Here is a 20,855-nt window from a genome sequence, read left to right as displayed (position 1 = left end):
AAAGCCCGCCATATCTTTGTTCGTACGCTTATGCACTGTTTTAAGAGGCGATTTTTTAGTTTTTGAAAACCAAGCAGTAACAGTATCTGCAAGACCTTCAAAGCCTTTCCCTATATCTTTTCCCTGCTTGTATTGCCATGCATAAAGCAATCCTAAAGCAGCACCACCAATATGTGCAAGGTTTCCTCCGGCATTAGAACCTCCTAGACCTATAACATCTAAAGTAACTATTGCTGCACCTACAATCCAGAGTTTTATATTAAACATAAAAAATCGCAAATCCATTTGTGGCATATAAGCACACATAAAGATTAACAAGGCACGAACAGCTGCCGAAGCCCCTACTAATCGTCCGCCAGTATGAAACACATCAGGTAACACATTATAACCCAAAAGAAAAACGATGGCACCTGCAATAGCACCTAAGAAGTAAATGTTAATCGCTAGTTTTTTACTGAACATATTTAAAAACCATTGCCCAATAAAATACAACCACAACATATTAAAAAGCATGTGTATAAAATCGTAATGCACAAATGCATATGTAATAAACGACCATGGTGTGACTAATAATTCTGATAAGTTACTAGATAATTCAAACCATTTTAAACTTACATCATTAGGCAAAGTAGACGTTAAGGCTTGTAAAATAAATCCAATAAAAAAGACAACAACGTTAACTGCTATTATCTTTTCTAACACATTTAAATGCGTTAATTTTTGTTTAATATCTTGATTTAGGGTATTCATATATTAATCCCATCGGTTTTTATTGAACTGTGTTTTTTTCCAATACCACATAATTAAAAAGCCTGTTAATGCACCTCCAACGTGTGCTACATAAGCTGTATTATTCGGGCTAAAGAAGGATTGTCCTGTAATTGCCGAAATTAAATCCAAGGCAATAATTCCTGGTATAAAATATTTAGCTTTTATAGGAATAGGTAAAAATATCATCATCAATTTAGATTCTGGATATAACATACCAAATGCGACTAAAACACCCATGATGGCACCAGAAGCACCAACCATAGTCCCGTTAAATACACTTACAAATTTTCCTAATTGATCTCCATCTAATACTTGCGACCATCGTGTATCGTACATGGCATATCCAGAACGTAAGGTTTCTAAAGTTTCTGAGCTAGAAAATCCAGCACCTTCTAAAGCAGACATTCCGCTAGCATATTGATAATAATAGTATCCCAACATTAAAAGTGCGGCTCCTAAACCTGATGATAAATAGAAGAACAAGAATTTTTTACCTCCAAATTGCTGTTCTACTGGCGTTCCAAACATCCAAAGGGCTAACATATTAAACCCAATGTGCATAAAGCCACCATGCATAAACATATGTGTAAATATTTGCCAAGGCTGAAAAGCATCATTTTTAGGAAAATGTAAAGCGAACCAATCGTAAAATACTGTACCTCCTCCAACAATCATGGTCCCTATAAACATAATAACATTTATGATTATAAGGTGTTTTACAGTATCAGAAATTCTATTCATCATATCTTTATTTCTATGAAATTACATAAATTTTTTATCTAATTCATCAACCGTCATGGTGATAAATGTAGGTCTATTAGTTGGCGACACATTTGGATCCTTACAAGCAAACAAACTATTAACCAAATGATCTTGCTCTGTTTGAGTAAGTGATTGCCCTGATTTTATAGCTAAACTTTTAGATAATGATTTTGCTAATAAATCTGCAGCACTAAAATTTGCATCCGGCACCTCGTGTTCCACATCGCTAATTAATTGCTCTAATATAATACTTACTTCGCTTTCAGGAACATTAATTGGCAATCCGATAATTTCGACCATTTGATTCTCAAAATTCTGAAATACAAAACCCGCATGTTCTAAATCACTTTTTAAATTTAAAACAATATCATGTTCTTGTTTAGATAGCTGTATTTGTAATGGGAATAATAACTGCTGACTAACGGTATTTTTTCCTGTAATATATTCTAAAAATTCTTCATAAAGAATGCGTTGGTGTGCACGATGCTGATCGATAACTAACATCCCAGATTTTATAGCACTTAATACATATTTATTTTGAAGCTGATACGAGGATTGTTTAGAAGACAACTGCGAATCGTCAAACATAGATGCGGTACTTTCTACACTTTCAAATTGCATTTCACTGAAATCGTTAGCCGATTTTGTGCCCTTAGATTCCATTCCTACATATAAACTTTCCCAACCTGCTGTTGGAGTTTCTTTACGTCCAGAATATGAACTTGAATATGTTTTTGAAGGCGGCGTAGACTGCTTTTCGGTATCAAATGGATTAAACGACCTGTCGACTTCTATAGTTGGTGTTGAAGCCGATTTATTTGAATAATCGTAAGGTGTATCTAAATTCGCATCACGATCAAAATCTAAAACTGGAGCAATATTAAATTGTCCTAAACTATGTTTAACAGAGGCTCTTAAAATGGCGTATAACGTATGCTCATCATCAAACTTTATTTCTGTTTTTGTAGGATGTATATTAATATCTATAGTTTGCGGGTTAACTTCTAAATTTAGAAAGTAACTCGCATGTGTCCCGTCTTTAATTAATCCTTCAAAAGCAGCTGTAATGGCATGATTGAGATACGCACTTTTTATAAATCTATGATTGACAAAGAAAAACTGTTCTCCTCTAGATTTCTTCGCATATTCAGGTTTCCCAACAAATCCTGAAATTTTAAGCACATCGGTATCTTCATTTACAGGGACCAATTTTTCATTGGTTTTTGGCCCAAAAATATTTACAATACGTTGTCTGTAATTACTTTGTGGTAAATTAAAAACTTCAGAACCGTTGTGATACATTACAAAACTTATACTTGGGTGTGCCAAAGCAACACGCTGAAATTCATCTATAATATGTCGGGTTTCAACCGTATTCGATTTTAAAAAATTACGTCTGGCAGGAATATTAAAAAACAAATGCTTAACGGCTATTGAGGTTCCTGTTGGTGTTACAATTATATCCTGAGCAACAACTTCACTCCCTTCAATCGTAATTGCTGTACCAACCTCATCTTGCTCTTGCTTTGTTTTTAATTCTACATGAGCAATTGCCGCAATACTTGCCAAGGCTTCACCACGGAATCCTTTAGTATTTAACTGAAATAAATCTTCAGCAGAGCGGATTTTAGAAGTCGCGTGACGTTCAAAACTTAAACGTGCATCTGTAACGCTCATCCCTACGCCATCATCAATAACTTGCACTAAGGTTTTCCCTGCATCTTTAACCAATAGTTTTATGGTTTCTGCTTTAGCATCTATGGCATTTTCTAAAAGTTCTTTAACTACAGAAGCTGGGCGTTGTACTACCTCACCAGCTGCAATTTGATTTGCAACATGGTCTGGTAAAAGTTGAATAATATCTGCCATTATGAATTTGGAAGGAATATGGATAAATCGAATTCTATAATAAATAGAAAAATTAGAATTAATATAGCAACAATAATTAGTATCCGTCTATTGGCTTCTCGGTCTGGAGATTCTTTTAATTCTCCGAAGGCATTCTGAAATTTAGATTTAATGCCGCCTGTTGGTCCTACGGTTTTTCTATAATCGTCGAACTTATGTTTCATTTCAAACGGACTCCCTTCACCTTCATTTTTAAAATGTCGAGGTGAGTACGAAAACTTTTTATTTTTTCTGGTCTTAAAAATCCCCATAATTCTTGCTACAATTCATAATTACTTAATACATACCATAAAATAATAACCAGAATAAAGATAACAATCCATCCAGAGAGACGGAACCCTTTATTGCTTTGGTGTTTTCTCGTTTGCTTAAGTTCGTCCCATTTAGACGACATTTCGTTAGGCTTTGTTTCATTTTCCTGCTGAAACTTAGGCTTATAATTAAACGATTTATTTTTACACTGATTAAATAAATTCACTATTTAAAAACTAGTCTTTGTTAAACATCAAAGGTACTTAAAATTGGGAACAAAGGCGAATTCGGTTTCCAAAAAAATGTTAACAAAAGTAGTCAAATCACTATAAATTTATCATTTTACAAGACAACCTTAGTCTTTTTAATATGAATTTTATAAAATAAGATAATTTAAAATTTAATAAAAATAGCGACATAAGCCACTATTTTAAAATCTAAAAGCGTCCTAAAAAGGACGCTTTTATTGCTATTAACCAATTCTAGGTAATTAACTACACAAGGTTAACTACCACTTATAATGTTTAGTAAATCTGATTTCTGAACAACACCAGATTGTCTCCATATTTGTTTTCCTGACTTATATAAAATTAAAGTTGGTACGCCTCTAACATTTAATTTTGAGGCTAGCTCTTGGTTTTTATCGACATCAATTTTTAATATTGAAACCGACTCGCCTAAACTATCTTTCACATCTTTTAAAATGGGAGCCATAGCTTTACAAGGCCCACACCATTCTGCAAAAAAATCGACTAAAACAGGTTTGTCCTGTTTAATTAGTTCTGAAAATCGACTCATAATTATCCTTTTTTAAAAATTAGTACTGTTAAAACATGAGGTAAAAACAGTAATTAAAATATATTGAGAGGTATTAAAAGACACTATTTTTTTAATGTAGATGGGCAAACAAAATCTGTTAACGGAATTCCCGCTTCACGAATTGCTTTCATACCACCAGCAACATCTATTAAATTGTGATAGCCACGGCTTTTTAATATAGAAGCGGCTATTACAGATCTGTATCCACCTGCACAATGCACATAAAATGGAGTATCTTTTGGAATCTCAGACAAATAGTCGTTAATAAATTCTAAAGATGCATTCTTCGCATTTTCTATATGTTCTGCAGTATACTCTGAATCTTTTCTTACATCGAAAACATTTAACGTCTCTGATTCTAATCGTGTTTTAAACGTCTCTGCTGTAATAGACGAAATGGTATCGTATTCCTTACCTGCAGTTTTCCAAGCCTCAAAACCACCTTCTAAATATCCTAACGTATTATCGAAACCTACACGCGACAAACGGATTACAGTTTCTTCTTCCATACCTGGATCTGTAACCAATAAAATAGGTTGTTTAACATCTTTAATTAAAGCACCAACCCATGGAGCAAAACCACCTTGTAAGCCTATAAATATAGAACGTGGAATATGTCCTTTAATAAAATCGTCTTGATGGCGCACATCTAAAACTAAAGCTTCAACTGTATTTGCTATGGTTTCAAACGCATCTGGATTTAATGCTTTAGTTCCTTTTTCAATAACCATATCAATATTATCATAACCTTCCTTATTCATTTTTACATTTAAAGGAAAATATTGTGGTGGTGGAGCTAAACCATCGGTTACTTCTTTTATGAACTCAGATTTTGTCATGTCTTCTCGCAGAGCATAATTCATGTGTTTCTGATTCCCTAAGGTATCTACCGTTTCTTTCATCATATTTTTTCCGCAAGCAGAACCTGCACCGTGTCCAGGATACACAATAACATCATTAGCTAAAGGCATAATTTTAGTTCGTAAACTGTCGTATAAAAAACCTGCTAAATCGTCTTGAGTAATATCGCTTTTTTGAGCTAAATCTGGACGTCCAACATCGCCTAAAAACAATGTATCGCCACTAAAAATGGCATAATCTTTACCGGTTTCATCTTTTAATAGAAAGGTTGTACTTTCCATAGTATGCCCAGGTGTATGTAGTATTTTAATCACCACATCGCCTAATTTAAATTCCTGACCATCTGTTGCTATAATAGCATCGAAAGTAGGATTTGCGGTTGGGCCATATACAATTGGTGCTCCTGTTTTTTGAGATAAAGTCACATGACCACTGACAAAATCTGCATGAAAATGAGTTTCAAAAATGTATTTTATTTTGGCACCTTCTTTCTCTGCTTTTTTAACATAAGGTTCTACCTCGCGTAACGGATCTATAATTGCAACTTCACCTTTACTTTCTATATAATAAGCACCTTGTGCTAAACATCCTGTATATATCTGATCTACTTTCATAATCTATTTCTTTATATAAAAATACTACTGTTTTTAAAATCTCTGAGTAACACTTGTTACATTATTAACTCCTTAATTATGATGTAAACCCCCATAATTAAGACAAACCAACCAAACCCTTTTTTAAGTTTTTTTCCTGAAATAAAATTAGAAAAATAACTACCAAGAAAAATACCTACAACTGCAACTGCTGTAAAACTGAGTAAGAATACCCAATCTATTTCTATATTACCTATATCTCCAATAAATCCAATTAACGAATTCACAGCAATAATAAACAAGGATGTCCCTACTGCTTTTTTCATGGATAAATTCCCTAATATTATTAAGGCTGGAATAATTATAAATCCGCCGCCAGCTCCAACAATACCAGTAAAAAACCCGATAACGATGGCCTGATTGAATATTAAAAGATTACTTAACTTACTATGAGCATGTTCTTTGCTGTCGTCTTTCTTAGGTTTCAACATCGTTAAAGACGCAATTACCATCATTACAGCAAACATAACCATTATAAAAATGTCTTTGGTAACAACAAAACTCCCAATAGAGAAAATAGCATCTGGGATTGCTGGGATAATAAATTTACGAGTAATATACACCATGGTAAACGCCGGAATAGCAAATACCGCTGCGATCTTTAAGTCGACTAATCCTTTTTGAAAATTTTTAAAGGCTCCAAAACTAGATGAAACCCCTACAATAAATAAAGAATATGCTGTAGCTGTTACCGGATTCAACATCAGTAAATATACTAAAATGGGAACCGTTAGAATGGAACCTCCACCCCCGGTAAGTCCTAAAACTAAACCGACAATTAATGCGCCAATAAAACCGATGATTTGAGAAATATCCATAAATAAACTTTGGGCAAATGTAAAACTAAGCTAAAGCATTACAAGTAACCAAAGTTACACTAAGAAATAAAAGATGAGATTTACTACTTAAACACTATAAATCTAATAAATGAATTTGATTACGATAAAGCTTTAAGCGACCATCGTTTTCTAGCTTTTTAAGTAATCTAGAAATCACCACTCTAGAGGTATGTAAATCTTGAGCAATATCTTGATGCGTTACAGCAATCATGTCGTTATGATTTACCATAGCCTTATCCTTTAAATATTTAAGCAAACGCTCATCCATTTTAAGAAAAGCAATCGTATCTATAGATTCTAATAACTCAACAGTACGTTCATGGTAACTTTGAAGAATAAAATTTTGCCAACTTTTATACTTCCCCATCCATTCTCCCATTTTTTCTACAGGAACCATTATTAATGTGGCAGCAGTTTCGGCAATAGCTCTTATTTCGCTTTTAGAATTTCCCATACAACAAGAAATACTCATAGTACAGGTATCTCCTTGCTCTATAAAATACAGCAGCAGCTCGTCTCCTTGCTCATCTTCTCTCAATATTTTAAGTGCTCCGCTAATTAAAAGTGGCATATGCGAAATGGTCTGACCAATATCCATAAGCGTATATCCTTCCGGTACAGCTTTAAAGAGTCCGCATTGATTTATCTCTTGAAGCAACTCATCTTCAAACAAATACCCATAATGCATTTTTAATTCTTCAATCATAAACATCAAATAAGATTTTAAAGATAACAATAACCAAACAATTCTAATTTGATTACAACATAGAATCTTAATGAAAATGCACTAAAACGTATACTTCAGAATTATTTTGTAGAAAACTTAAACGTAGTATGTGATTTATAAATGTCTCCTGGATTTAGTACGGTTGATGGAAAAGCTTCTTTATTAGGTGAATCCGGATAATGTTGAGTTTCTAAACATAAAGCCACACGTGGTGCATAGGGTTTATCTAGAAAGTTTGCGGTATAAAACTGAATACCTGGCTCGTCTGTAAAAACTTCCATAAACCTACCGCTTGAGGGATCGAAAACAGAGGCCGCTAAATGCACGCCATCATTTTGATGGTTTAAAACCCAACAATGGTCGTAACCCGACCCTTTTTTTATTTGTTCATGCTCAGCATCTATCTCTTCCCCTACTCTTTTTGGTGTTGTAAAATCAAATGGGGTATCTGTAACAGGAGTAATTGTTCCGATTGGAATGGCATCTTTATCTACTGGAAGATAAGCGTCTGCATTAATCATTACAGTTTGATCTGTAATAGGTTTAGATAAATTAGCAGATAAATTAAAATACGAATGCTGTGTTAAATTAACCAAGGTGGTTTTATCTGTAGTAGCTTCATAACTCACCATTAATGCATTATCAAAAGTTAATGTATAAACCACAGTCACATTTAAATTACCAGGAAACCCTTCTTCCATATCTTTACTAACATATGTAAGTTTTAAAGCGATATTATCGTGTTGTTTTATTGGTTCTGCTTTCCATATTACCTTATCAAATCCTTTGTTTCCGCCATGCAAACAATTGGGACCGTTATTGGTTGCTAAAGTAAATTCTTCTCCTTGAAGCGAAAATTTACCGTTTGCAATACGATTTCCATATCGCCCGATAATGGCTCCTAAAAATGTTGGATTTGTTAAATAAGGCTCTAGGGTTTTATAACCTAGCACTACATTTTCAAACTGCTGATCTCTATTTGGCACTTTTAGAGCAGTGATAATTCCTCCAAACGTAATGATATCTACTTGCATACCATTTTCATTTTTAAGCGTATAAAGATCTACTTGTTCTCCTTCTGGAGTTGTTCCGTAAACAGATTGAGTAATTAATGCTTGATTCATAATTTATCCTATTTTAAAGTCGTTGTGTCATGAGATATTACACTCCAAATAACACTTAAATTTAGGTGTATAAAAATACTAAAAACAGCAGCAAAACGGACGCTTTTTATCGTGCAATTTCTTGAAACATTCCAATTAAAAAACACCACACTTTGTACACTAAATTTCAGACAACTGCTTTGAGGTAGACGTATTTTTTAACAATTCAGTTTTATTTTTGCTATTTAATGTTTTTTTTAACGCTTTAAGACAATCATACACGTCCAAAATCAACGTATTGATTAAAAACTAGTTAACCACTATATTTTACCAAAAAACTAACTAAAATCAGGTGTATCTCATTTAACATTACTTTAACTTCTTTTGGTTCGGTAAATTCCGAACCAACACTATATTTACAAAAATTTATAATACATAATGAAGAAAGAACTTCTTGAGGAAAAAGAAAAACTCGTAGAAAAATTAGGAGTTATTATAGAAAACCGAGATCAGCTACCTCCTGTAGCTAGTCGTATTATTTCTTATGTGGTTTTGAATGGAAAATGCGGAACAACCTTCGATGATTTAGTAACAAACTTATGTGCTAGTAAAAGTACAATCTCAACACATTTAAATCATTTAGTCGATTTAAAGCAACTAGAATATTTCACAAAACAAGGCGACAGAAAGAAATATTACATTGTAAGCGCTTGCCATATTTTAACACATATGGAAAAGATGGTGGTCAATTGGTCTTCTGAAAAAGCATTGCACAAAGAGATGAAATCGTATAAAAAGAAAGCCAATGAATTGATTGTTGAAGACACTGAAAAATTCAGCTTAGAATTCCATAACAATTACATCACCTTTTTAGACGAAGTGACAAAGTCGGTTTTAAAATTAAAAGAAAAAATAGAACAAATACAGTACAATAAATAGAAATCTTAATCAAAAAAAGTAATATGAAAAATAAACATTACATGCTGATATCGCTGTTTTTTATAGCGATAACTTTTATAAGTTGTGGAGATAACAAAACAGAACAACCGCAGCAACAACAAGCCCCAACTTTTCCTGTAACCGTATTACAGAATAAGACGGTTACTGCGTTTCAAACTTTTCCTACTAGTATATCTGGTATCGTAAGCAGTAAAGTGAGCGCTAAAGTTAGTGGTTACATACAAAAAGTTTTGGTAGATGAAGGTGAGCCAGTAAAAAAAGGACAGCCTTTATTTAAGTTAGAAACACAATCTTTAAGTCAAGATGCTGGAGCTGCCAAAGCACGTGTTAATGTTGCTCAAGTAGAAGTAGATAAGTTAATACCGCTAGTAGAAAAAGGTATTATAAGTAATGTACAATTAGAAACTGCTAAAGCAAATTTAGCTCAAGCCAAAGCAAGTTATAGTGCTATAAACGCAAACATTGGCTATGCTACTATTAAAAGTCAGGTAGACGGTTTTGTAGGTGCTATTAATTTTAGAGAAGGGTCTTTAATTAGCCCGAGCGATCCTACACCCTTAACAACTGTTAGTGATATTAGTAAAGTATATGCTTTTTTTAGTTTAAATGAAACGCAATATTTAGACTTTTTAGAACATGCTGAAGGTAAGACTCTAGAAGAAAAGTTAACAAAATACCCAGATGTAAATTTAATTTTAGCTAATGGTTCTATGTACTCTGAAAAAGGAAAAATACAAACCAGTTCTGGACAAATAAATCAAAATACGGGTACAGTAAGCCTTAGAGCTGTATTTGAAAATCCTAACCATTTAATTACAAACGGTAGTAGCGGAAAAATACAAATTCCAACAGTATACGAAGATGCTATTGTTGTGCCTCAAGAAGCCACTTACGAGCAACAAGGAAAAATTATGCTTTTTAAATTAGGAGAAGATAATAAAGCCGTTAATACTATTATTGAAATTAAAGCGACTGTAAATGGTTTATACGTTATAGAATCTGGTGTAAATGCCAACGATAAAATTATTACAGCTGGAATTGGTAAAGTGAGAAACGATATGGTAATCACACCAAACGAAGTTCCTTTTAGCGAGGTTACTAAGCCTATTGAAACCTTATTTAGAAACTAATAATTCATAAAATATGTTAAAAACATTTATTGAAAGACCCGTACTTTCAACGGTTATTTCTATCATTATAGTTTTACTAGGAGTTATTAGTATTACTAGCCTACCGATAGAAGAATATCCCGATATTGCTCCGCCTACAATTAAAGTTACTGCATCTTATACTGGTGCAAATGCCGAAACGGTATTAGAGAGTGTTATTATTCCTATAGAAGAGCAAATTAACGGTGTAGAAGGAATGACATACATTACCTCTACAGCATCAAATACAGGAACAGCAGAAATCACCGTATACTTTGATCAAGAAATGGATGCAGATATTGCTGCCGTAAACGTTCAAAACCGTGTAGCAAGAGCTTCAGCATTATTACCTCAAGAAGTTATACAAACCGGTGTAATTACTCAAAAGCAAGAAACAAGTGCTTTGATGTTTATTTCCATGTATTCTGAGAGTGATGATTACGATGCAACGTTTATTCAGAATTATTTAAAAATTAACGTCATTCCCGCCATGCAACGTATTAGTGGTGTTGGAGATGTTAGTGTATTTTCACAACAAGATTATGCGATGCGTATTTGGTTGAAACCAGAAAAATTAGCCGCTTACGGTTTAATTCCTTCAGATATTTCTGCCGCTTTAGCAGAACAAAACTTAGAAGCAGCAGCGGGTTCTTTAGGTCAGAATAACGGAGAATCTTTTTCTTATACTTTAACCTATAGTGGACGTTTTAAAGACGAAAGTCAATACAGCGATATTGTTATAAAAGCTTTAGGAAACGGACAGTTTTTAAGATTGAAAGATGTTGCGACTATTGAATTAGACGCACAATCTTATGCCGCGAATGCCATGAGTTTAGGAAACCCTGCCGTTTTTATGGGTATTTTTCAAACCAAAGGTTCTAATGCTCAAGAAATTATTGAAAACATTAAAACCACTTTAGAAACTGTAGAAAAAGACCTGCCAGAAGGATTAGGTATTTTTGTGCCTTATGATACGAGTTTATTCTTAAACGCCTCTATAGAAAAAGTAATTCACACTTTAATTGAAGCCTTTATATTGGTATTTATAGTTGTATTTATTTTCCTTCAAGATTTCCGATCAACTTTAATACCGGCCATTGCAGTACCGGTATCTATTATTGGAACATTTTTCTTCTTGAATGTTTTTGGATACTCTATTAACCTCTTAACTTTATTTGCACTCGTCCTCGCCATTGGTATTGTGGTCGATGATGCCATTGTGGTTGTAGAAGCCGTTCACGCTAAGATGGATCATGGAGAAAAGAATCCGAAAAAAGCAACCTTAGTTGCCATGAATGAAATTTCTGGAGCCATTATATCTATTACATTGGTTATGGCTGCAGTATTTATACCAGTTACTTTTGTTACAGGGCCTACAGGTGTATTCTACGAACAATTTGGGGTAACCTTAATTATTTCCATTTTAATTTCGGCAGTAAATGCCTTAACCTTAAGTCCTGCTTTATGTGCGTTATTATTAAAAGAACATAAAGACGATCATGAGCTTAAAGGTAAAAGTCCGGTGCAACGTTTTTACACGCTTTTTAACAGAGGATTTAATGCTACAACAGAAAAATATGGGAATTCACTTCAATTTTTATTTAGAAAAAAATGGGTTCCAGTATTGCTTTTAGCTTTAGCTGTTGCAGGGATATTTTATGCAGCAAAAACAACCCCTACAGGTTTTGTACCTAATGAAGATAGAGGTATTATTTTCGCAAATATTGAATTACCTGCTGGTGCATCTTTAGACCGTACAGATGCTGTAGCGAAAAAGCTATATGCTCAAATTGAAGGTTTAGATGGTATTGTTGGTGTCAATTTTATTAAAGGTCGAAGTTTAATAAATGGTACTGGATCTAACTACGGAATGGGAATTATTAAGTTAGACGACTGGAGTGAACGTGAAGACGAATCGCTTTCTTCGCAAGCCATTACCGGGAAATTATTTGGTATTGCTGCCGGAGTTCCTGAAGCTAAAATTATTTTCTTCTCTCCTCCTAGTATACGCGGTTTTGGTAACTCTGCCGGTTTTGAAGTGAACTTATTAGATAAGTTTGGAGGCGAATTCACAGATTTAGATAAAGCCAATCAAGATTTTGCAATGGCTTTAATGAGTCATCCGGAAATTCAATATGCGCAATCTGCTTTTAACACAAGTTATCCGCAATACGAAATGGAAGTGAATGTGCCATTAGCTAAAGAAAAAGGAGTTGATGTTTCTAGTATTTTTTCAACTTTACAAGGATATATTGGTGGAATTTATGCTTCAGATTTTTCTAAATTCGGAAAACAATTTAGAGTATATATTCAAGCGCTGCCAGAAGACAGAGCAAATGTAGATGCTTTAAATAGCATGTATGTTAGAACAGATACTGGCGAAATGACACCCATTACACAATTTGTAAAATTAGAAAGAGTTTACGGTCCACAATCTGTAACACGATTTAACTTATTAAACTCTACAAGTATAACCGGAGCAACAAACGAAGGGTATAGTACTGGAGACGCCATTAGAGTTATTGAAGAAGAGGTTGCAAAACTACCAAGTAATTATACAATTGCGTATTCTGGATTAACTCGAGAAGAAGTAAATGCTGGTAGCCAAACTACATTTATTTTCATTTTAAGTATCTTATTTGTGTACTTCTTATTAAGTGCACAATACGAAAGTTATTTACTGCCATTTGCTGTAATTCTATCTTTACCATTTGGAGTATTTGGAGCTTACATTAGTACCAAGTTTTTAGGATTGGAAAACAACATCTATTTCCAAATTTCACTAATTATGCTTATTGGACTGTTAGCGAAGAACGCCATCCTTATTGTTGAGATTGCATTACAAAAACGACACCATGGAGAAAGTATAGTTGAAGCAGCTATAGACGGTGCAAAATCCCGTTTACGACCAATTTTAATGACTTCTTTCGCATTTATCTTAGGTTTAATGCCTTTAGTATTAGCAAAAGGTGTAGGATCGGAAGGTAATAAATCTATTGGTACTGGTGCTGTTGGAGGATTACTTATAGGAACTATTTTAGGAGTATTTATTATACCTATCTTATTTATTTTATTCCAATGGTTACAAGAAAAAATATCTAAAAAACCAGTTGTAATCGAACAAAATTTAGAACAATAATCGTATGATATCAATTATAAAACATAACCCATTTGGTAAAATTTCGATTTTACTTTTTGCCATGATAACTTTACAGAGTTGTTTTGTAGCGAAAGACTATAAACGACCAGAGTTTGAAGAAACTCCAGATTTATTCCGTACAGATAATTTACCTGCAGACAGTACGTCTATGGCAGATGTGTCTTGGAAAGATTTGTTTACAGATCCCTATTTAAATCAATATATTGAAGAAGGACTTCAAAACAATATTGATATAAGAATAGCCATTCAACAAATGGTAGCAGCAGCATCTTACGCCAAACAAGGCAAAGCAGGATATTTACCCTCTGTAGATTTAAGCGCTACAGGCACACGCCAAGAGTTTTCAGAAAACAGTCAGTTCGGATCTATTTTTAGCGGAACTTTAGATTCTTACGATTTTACGGCGAGTTTATCTTGGGAAGCAGATATTTGGGGGAAAATTAGAAGTGCTAAACGAGCTTCAGACGCAAATTATTTACAATCTGTAGCAGCTCATAAAGCTGTAAAAACACTTTTAGTGGCTCAAATTGCAACTACGTATTACCAATTATTAGCCCTAGATGCCCAACTTAAAATTACAGACGAGTCTATTTTAACTCGTGAAAAAAGTGTAGAAACTATTAAAGCGTTAAAAGAAGCTGGACAAGTTAATCAGGTTGCGGTAGACCAAAGTATTGCGCAATTTAATAGTGCCAGTGCTTTAAAAATAGATATTGAAAGTGCTATTTTCACTACAGAAAACACGCTTAGTTTGCTATTAGGTAGAAGCCCTGAAACTATTGAAAGAAGTGATTTAGACATCCAAAAATTAGAGACAGACATGCAAGTTGGTGTACCGTCTATATTGCTTCGTAACAGACCAGATGTAATGGCAGCAGAATATGCTTTAATTAATGCATTTGAGTTAACAAACGTAGCCAAGAGTCAGTTTTACCCATCTTTAACTTTAACAGCTTCAGGCGGATTCCAAAGTTTAGAACTAAAAGATTGGTTAAGTGCTAATTCTATTTTCTCTACCTTAGTTGGTGGTTTAGCGCAACCTTTATTCAATAAACGTAGCATTAGAACCCAACATGAAGTTGCCATTGCTCAACAAGAGCAAGCGCTTTTAAATTTCGAAAAAACATTACTTACTGCCGGTAACGAAGTGTCTACTACACTGTATAATTATGATGCAGAAAACAGAAAAATAGTGTTTAGAGAAAATGAAGTTCAAGCCTTAAGAAAAGCTGAAGCAAACTCTGAAGAACTTTTAAACTACGGTTTAAGTACGTATTTAGATTTGCTTACTGCCAGAACTGCCGCTTTAAGTGCAGAGCTTAATGTGGTTGAAAGTAAACTTCAAAAGTTATTAAATGTAGTCGATTTATATGAAGCCCTTGGAGGTGGATGGAAATAAACTCGCTTATAACATAAATTCAATAAGAAAAGCCCTTTTCAATAGCAAAAGGGCTTTTCTTATTTCAAACTTGAATATATATTTAGAAAATACTTAAAAAACGTTGTATTTTCGATTTAAAATCCAGAACATTTCAGATTAAACAATAAACAATGAGAAAAACAAGTGTCATCTCTGCATTAATCTTAGCTGTTGTTGCTACCATTTTAGCAACGCTTCCTGCTTCTTTATACGCAACTATAGTGGCTTTAGTGGCAATCCTTTTAGGCGTTCTTGGATGGCGGTTATCTACAGACAAATTACAAGCTAAATCTACCTCACAGCTTGCCATTTTACTAAGTGCTATCGCGTTAATACTTTCTGTTTACAAATACATTTTTATTCCTGTTGACATTAAAGAGTCTACTCCTACGGAACAACACCAAGAAGAAGACGATTTCGATGATGATGCAGACTACGACGATTCCTTAGATAATGATCTTGAGGAAGTCGAAGAAAAACCACCACTAAATTTAATCAATGCCAATTCACCTTTAAACTAAAAACATATGTATTTAAAGTTCTTTTTTATCCTGCCTGCTTTATTAATTTTCAACTCTTGTACAGACAAAAAAGATAGCAGTCTAACAGAGGAATCTACAGATGCTATTACTACTCAAGACACTGTAGCGATTAGAAAATATGCAAATACAATTACAACTGAAGAATTAAAAAATCATTTAGAGATTTATGCTTCAGATGAATTTGAAGGTCGCGCAACCGGAACAGCAGGGCAAAAAAAAGCTGCTGAATATTTAAAACAATTTTACATTAGCGAAAACATCGCATCTCCTATCAACGACACCGTCTATTTTCAAGACATTCCCGCATCTTATTTACCTAAAGGAACAAATGCTTCCGAAAATGTTTTAGCCTATATTGAAGGTTCTGAAAAACCAGAAGAAATTGTTATAATTTCTGCACATTTAGATCATGTTGGAATTATTAATGGTGAAATTTATAATGGTGCAGATGATGATGGTTCTGGAACAGTTGCTATTCTTGAGATTGCTCAAGCCTTTAAAGAAGCCGCTTTAAATGGCTATCAGCCAAAACGAAGTATTTTATTCTTACACGTAACTGCCGAAGAAATTGGACTATATGGCTCTAAATACTATTCAGAACACCCCATATTTCCTTTAGAAAATACCGTAGCCGATTTAAACATTGATATGATTGGGCGTGTAGACGATAAACATATAGATCAATCCGATTATGTATATTTAATTGGATCTGATCGCTTAAGTGACGATCTACATGAATTATCCGAACAAGCTAATAAAACCTATTTCAACTTAGAATTGGACTACACATTTAATGACATAAACGACGAAAATAGATTCTATTACAGATCCGATCATTACAACTTTGCAAAATATAACATTCCCGTTATTTTTTATTTTAATGGTACACATGCAGACTACCATAAAGCGACGGATACGGTAGAAAAAATTAATTTTTCATTGCTTCAAAAACGAGCTCAACTTGTATTTGTTACAGCTTGGCAATTAGCAAATCAAACCAATCGTCCTGCATTAAATGATGATGTTAAGCCCTTAGATTAAAACTCTTATATTTAACAATTCTAATCAACTTAAAATAATCAAAAAAACGCTTACTATGAAAAAAACCTTCATACTTGCTAGTGCTGCTGCATTAGTTTTAAGTTGTGGAAGTACTCAAGAAACCTCTACAACAACACAAAGCACAGCAATAACTAAAGACGTTAACTTTTATGCCCAACGCATAACAGCAGATGCTTTAAAAACAGATTTAATGGTGTATGCTTCTGATGAATTTGAAGGTCGAGAAACAGGTCAGCCAGGTCAGAAAAAAGCCATCGCCTTTTTAAAACAACGTTATATAGATTTAGGAATTCCTGCAGCCAAAACCGATGGTAACTATTATCAAGATGTTCCCCTTGAAATTATTAAAACACCAGAAGTAAGTTTAGCAATAAACAATACCAATTTTGAACTTATTACTGATTTCGTATCTATTCTTCCTAGTAAATCAGGGTCAATACAAACCAACGAAATTGCGTATGTAGGTTATGGTATTGAAACAGACTCTTATTCAGATTATAAAGATGTAGACCTTAACGGTAAGGTTGTTTTATTTAAAGCTGGTGAACCTAAAAATGAAGATGGCACCTATGTTATATCCGGAACAACAGAAACCAGTAAATGGTCTAATTTTAGACAAGAATTTGCATTAAAAAGAGACTTAGCTAAAGAAAAAGGAGCAAAAGCCATTTTATTTTACGCCCCAGAGGTTTACGATATGGCAGCAAATCGCTATGGAAAATCTCGTGGCAGAATGAGTTTACAAGCTAAAGAAGAATCTTTGTTTTATTTTGTAATAAACACTACAATAGCCGAGAGTATATTACCAAGTATCGCTACAAATAATAGTATACAAACTATTCAGACAACATTCAGTTTAGACTATAAAAAAGTGAGTGAAGATTTTAACTCTGAAAATGTTGCCGCATTTATTAAAGGTACTGAAAAACCAGACGAAGTTATTGTTGTATCTGCGCACTTAGACCATGAAGGTATTAAAGATGGAGTTGTATACAATGGTGCGGATGATGATGGCTCTGGAACGGTTGCATTACTAGAGCTTGCAGATGCTTTTAAGAACGCTAAAGATAATGGACAAGGTCCAAAACGCTCTATCTTATTTCTTCACGTTACAGGTGAAGAAAAAGGCCTTTTAGGCTCGAGTTATTACGCAGACTACGATCCTATAATTCCTTTAGACGAAACGATGGTGGATTTAAACATTGACATGATTGGTAGAACAGATCCAAAGCGAGAAAGCTCTAACAGAAATTATGTGTATTTAATTGGAAGTGATAAATTAAGTTCTGAATTGCATACCATCTCTGAAGATGTAAACAAATCGTGTTGTAATGTAGAACTAGATTATACATTTAATGATGATAACGATCCTAACCGCTTTTACTACCGCTCAGACCATTACAACTTTGCAAAGAATAATATCCCTGTAATTTTCTATTTTAACGGAACGCACGACGATTACCACAAACCTACAGATACGCCTGATAAAATTCAATACGATTTATTAGAAAACAGAACGCGCTTAGTGTTCTATACAGCATGGGAACTGGCTAACCGCGAACAAAAATTGATTGTAGACAAGGCTTCAAATTAAAAACAATCTACTTCAAATAAAAAATCCTTCAACATATTAATTGTTGAAGGATTTTTTATTTTCTAAATGTTGTTAAGCAAGATTATTTCACATCAAACTCTAAATCTATTTCGGTTGGAGGTAGGCATCTGGAATCGTCACACACCATGAATTCCACAGTTCCTAGTACTTTAAAAGGCACTGCGCCTTTTACTCTAATACGTTGTTTAAAATCTGCTTTACCTTCAAAAAACTTGATGTTCATTTCAAACACAGGATCATCAACTACATGACCTTTTCCTTCTTGTGTATTTCCTTTTTTTAAGAAATTTTTATTGCCTTTAAATGTAAAGGTTGTCGGAATTGGTCCGTTTTCAGGAACGTTTTGAGAATACAAATGCCAACCTTTATCTACATTTGCAGTTGCCACCAACTCATATTCTGTATCTGAAATTTTATTTACAGATGTTGTCCACTTAACGGGTTCTAATATTTGAGAGTTTACAGATCCAGTTATAATTAATACGAGTAGCAAAACAATGTTTTTCATAGTTATATTGGGTTATCTTTTAAATTATTGATATTAAACTAATAGATGATACCCAAATATATACGATTCCCTCTTTTTAGATTTAAATAAGAATTAAAGTTATAGAACTTTTAACATTTCAACTTTCAAAAAAAACATTTAGATACCAAAAGAGCCAAATCTTTGTTTAAAGATTTGGCTCTTTTTAAGTTATTAAGCTTATATATTTAGAATATTTTTATACCTAAACCTATTTGTATGTTGCTGCTTTTTGCTTCTAAAACTTGTTCGTCGTCATAAACATTTGTAACGCCGTACACATATCTTACATCGACATAAAAGTCATCGAAAAACACATATTCTACACCAGCTACTCCTGAAAATACTAAGTTACTAAATCCATCTTCAAACTCGTGTATTTTTAAACCTAACTGAGGTCCTAAACCAACAGATAACTTTTCTGTAACTGCATATTTAGCAAAAACCGGAAGGTTAAGATAATCTAATCTAAGCTCATCTTTTTTAGCACCTTCTGCTGAAAACTGAATTTCTGGGGCCACAGAAAACTTATCTGTAATACCATATTGTGCTGTAAATCCAACTACAAACCCATTTCTGTGAGCATTTCCTGAAGGAACTTCAGAATCGTAATCTAAATTTGAGATATTCATTCCGGCTCTTACTCCGAATAAATCGAATTGAGCAAAACTAGTTGTGGTTGCTAGTATAGTTAAAACTAGTAAGGTAATTTTTTTCATATTGATAGATTTTGGTGCTAAGTTAAAATTAATAAAATCACTTTAATATAATTTTAGATAATTGTGATAAAAAAAGGGATGAAACGCTTATTTTATCGTTATACTAATTTCTTACTTGATACTGTTTCATAATATAAACTCTTTATAATTCCGTCACTTAATCCTATTTTAGGAACATAAATATCTTTGGCTCCACTCCATTTCATGGCCGATAAATAAATTCTCGCAGCAGGAATAATTACATCTGCCCTATCCTGATTTAAATCTAATTCAGTAATTCGCTCTTCGTAAGAATATGATTGCAATATATTATAATAAGACGTTAAATAAAAGAAAGTTAATGGTTTCCCTACTGCTTTACCAGAAACCTTAAATATTTTATTAATATTTCCTCCAGAACCTATTAAATCTATTTTATCATACTTTTTAGTATGCTCTTTAATCCAATTTTCTAGTTCGTTCCAGGTTTCGCGTTTCACCATATCGTTAAGCAATCTTACCGTACCTATTTTAAAAGATCTGGATATTTCTGTTGCTCCATGGTCTATCACAGTAAACTCTGTGCTTCCTCCACCTACATCAACGTATAAATAAGTTTTATTTGGGTTTATGTAGGCATTTAAATCTGTTGCCGCAATAATAGCTGCTTCTTCATCGCCTTCAATAATATCGATATTAATATCTGATTGTTCCTGAATTTGAGACACCACATCTGGACCATTTTTAGCTTCACGCATGGCAGAAGTTGCACAGGCTTTATATTTTTCTACTTTATGAGATTTCATAAGTAATTTAAACGCATGCATGGTATCTATCATGCGTTCTATATTTTTCTCAGATATTCTTTGTTCTAAGAACACATCTGCACCTAAACGAATGGGCACACGAACTAAAGAGCTTTTTTTAAACTTCGTTGGTTTTCCTTCTTCCTCAATAATATTAGCAATTAATAATCTTACGGCATTGGAACCTATATCTATTGCTGCATATTTTTTTATTATAAGCATA

The 20,855-nt window shown here is 33.5% G+C and carries 20 protein-coding genes; 7 read left to right on the top strand and 13 right to left on the bottom strand.

Translation table 11 applies throughout. The features are described from left to right. The 10 genes from AST99_RS06600 to AST99_RS06555 all read right to left on the bottom strand — a co-directional run. Window positions 1–750 (bottom strand): rhomboid family intramembrane serine protease (locus AST99_RS06600; protein ID WP_057780456.1); only part of this gene is annotated, 750 nt, incomplete at its 3' end. Window positions 751–753: 3 nt separating this feature from the next. After that, complete coding sequence (locus AST99_RS06595) at window positions 754–1,512, bottom strand: rhomboid family intramembrane serine protease (protein ID WP_057780453.1); 759 nt, start codon at window positions 1,510–1,512, stop codon at window positions 754–756. Window positions 1,513–1,533: 21 nt separating this feature from the next. Further along, complete coding sequence (gene mutL / locus AST99_RS06590) at window positions 1,534–3,402, bottom strand: DNA mismatch repair endonuclease MutL (protein WP_057780451.1); 1,869 nt, start codon at window positions 3,400–3,402, stop codon at window positions 1,534–1,536. Beyond that, on the bottom strand, window positions 3,402–3,692 hold the full coding sequence (locus AST99_RS06585) for a hypothetical protein (protein ID WP_057780449.1): 291 nt from the start codon (window positions 3,690–3,692) through the stop codon (window positions 3,402–3,404). Before AST99_RS06585 ends, mutL begins: the two co-directional genes overlap by 1 nt. An 8-nt stretch (window positions 3,693–3,700) precedes the next feature. After that, window positions 3,701–3,919 (bottom strand): hypothetical protein, encoded by a 219-nt coding sequence (locus tag AST99_RS06580; protein WP_057780447.1) that lies wholly within the window; start codon window positions 3,917–3,919, stop codon window positions 3,701–3,703. A 278-nt stretch (window positions 3,920–4,197) separates the two neighbouring features. After that, on the bottom strand, window positions 4,198–4,491 hold the full coding sequence (gene trxA, locus AST99_RS06575; RefSeq protein WP_057780445.1) for a thioredoxin: 294 nt from the start codon (window positions 4,489–4,491) through the stop codon (window positions 4,198–4,200). A gap of 83 nt (window positions 4,492–4,574) precedes the next feature. Continuing rightward, on the bottom strand, window positions 4,575–5,987 hold the full coding sequence (locus AST99_RS06570; protein WP_057780443.1) for an MBL fold metallo-hydrolase: 1,413 nt from the start codon (window positions 5,985–5,987) through the stop codon (window positions 4,575–4,577). A gap of 56 nt (window positions 5,988–6,043) precedes the next feature. Further along, window positions 6,044–6,844, bottom strand: a complete 801-nt coding sequence (locus AST99_RS06565; protein ID WP_057780441.1) for a sulfite exporter TauE/SafE family protein — start codon at window positions 6,842–6,844, stop codon at window positions 6,044–6,046. 94 nt (window positions 6,845–6,938) lie between these two features. Then, on the bottom strand, window positions 6,939–7,571 hold the full coding sequence (locus tag AST99_RS06560; RefSeq protein WP_057780439.1) for a Crp/Fnr family transcriptional regulator: 633 nt from the start codon (window positions 7,569–7,571) through the stop codon (window positions 6,939–6,941). Between the two features lie 101 nt (window positions 7,572–7,672). After that, window positions 7,673–8,716 (bottom strand): aldose epimerase family protein, encoded by a 1,044-nt coding sequence (locus AST99_RS06555; protein ID WP_057780437.1) that lies wholly within the window; start codon window positions 8,714–8,716, stop codon window positions 7,673–7,675. A gap of 417 nt (window positions 8,717–9,133) precedes the next feature. Here AST99_RS06555 and AST99_RS06550 point away from each other — a divergent pair, with 417 nt between their 5' ends. The 7 genes from AST99_RS06550 to AST99_RS06520 all read left to right on the top strand — a co-directional run bounded on the left by AST99_RS06550 (window position 9,134) and on the right by AST99_RS06520 (window position 18,581). Further along, the gene (locus AST99_RS06550) at window positions 9,134–9,634 is read left to right on the top strand and encodes a GbsR/MarR family transcriptional regulator (RefSeq protein ID WP_057780434.1); all 501 of its coding nucleotides are present in this window, start codon (window positions 9,134–9,136) and stop codon (window positions 9,632–9,634) included. A gap of 23 nt (window positions 9,635–9,657) precedes the next feature. Next, window positions 9,658–10,785, top strand: coding sequence for an efflux RND transporter periplasmic adaptor subunit (locus AST99_RS06545; protein ID WP_198151417.1), 1,128 nt, complete (start codon window positions 9,658–9,660; stop codon window positions 10,783–10,785). A 13-nt stretch (window positions 10,786–10,798) separates the two neighbouring features. After that, window positions 10,799–13,942, top strand: coding sequence for an efflux RND transporter permease subunit (locus tag AST99_RS06540; RefSeq protein ID WP_057780430.1), 3,144 nt, complete (start codon window positions 10,799–10,801; stop codon window positions 13,940–13,942). A 4-nt stretch (window positions 13,943–13,946) separates the two neighbouring features. Beyond that, a complete protein-coding gene (locus AST99_RS06535) occupies window positions 13,947–15,362 on the top strand; it encodes an efflux transporter outer membrane subunit (RefSeq protein ID WP_057780428.1) in 1,416 nt (471 codons plus the stop codon). A 152-nt stretch (window positions 15,363–15,514) separates the two neighbouring features. After that, entirely contained in the window at window positions 15,515–15,904 is a 390-nt protein-coding gene (locus tag AST99_RS06530) for a hypothetical protein (RefSeq protein WP_057780426.1), read from the top strand. 6 nt (window positions 15,905–15,910) lie between these two features. Continuing rightward, window positions 15,911–16,966: a M28 family metallopeptidase gene (locus tag AST99_RS06525; protein WP_083495616.1), complete on the top strand. Its 1,056-nt coding sequence runs from the start codon at window positions 15,911–15,913 to the stop codon at window positions 16,964–16,966. Window positions 16,967–17,021: 55 nt separating this feature from the next. After that, window positions 17,022–18,581 (top strand): M28 family peptidase, encoded by a 1,560-nt coding sequence (locus AST99_RS06520; protein WP_057780425.1) that lies wholly within the window; start codon window positions 17,022–17,024, stop codon window positions 18,579–18,581. A gap of 82 nt (window positions 18,582–18,663) precedes the next feature. Here the strand turns inward: AST99_RS06520 and AST99_RS06515 are convergent, their stop codons facing one another. The 3 genes from AST99_RS06515 to AST99_RS06505 form a co-directional block, all read right to left on the bottom strand. Next, window positions 18,664–19,110, bottom strand: a complete 447-nt coding sequence (locus tag AST99_RS06515; RefSeq protein WP_057780423.1) for a protein-disulfide reductase DsbD domain-containing protein — start codon at window positions 19,108–19,110, stop codon at window positions 18,664–18,666. A 206-nt stretch (window positions 19,111–19,316) separates the two neighbouring features. After that, on the bottom strand, window positions 19,317–19,847 hold the full coding sequence (locus AST99_RS06510; RefSeq protein WP_057780421.1) for a porin family protein: 531 nt from the start codon (window positions 19,845–19,847) through the stop codon (window positions 19,317–19,319). Between the two features lie 98 nt (window positions 19,848–19,945). Then, window positions 19,946–20,854: a Ppx/GppA phosphatase family protein gene (locus tag AST99_RS06505; RefSeq protein ID WP_057780419.1), complete on the bottom strand. Its 909-nt coding sequence runs from the start codon at window positions 20,852–20,854 to the stop codon at window positions 19,946–19,948. Window position 20,855 lies beyond the last annotated feature (1 nt).

The organism is Formosa algae (assembly GCF_001439665.1).
GTDB classification, from domain to species: domain Bacteria; phylum Bacteroidota; class Bacteroidia; order Flavobacteriales; family Flavobacteriaceae; genus Formosa; species Formosa algae.
This window is presented reverse-complemented; position numbering and strand designations above follow the sequence as displayed.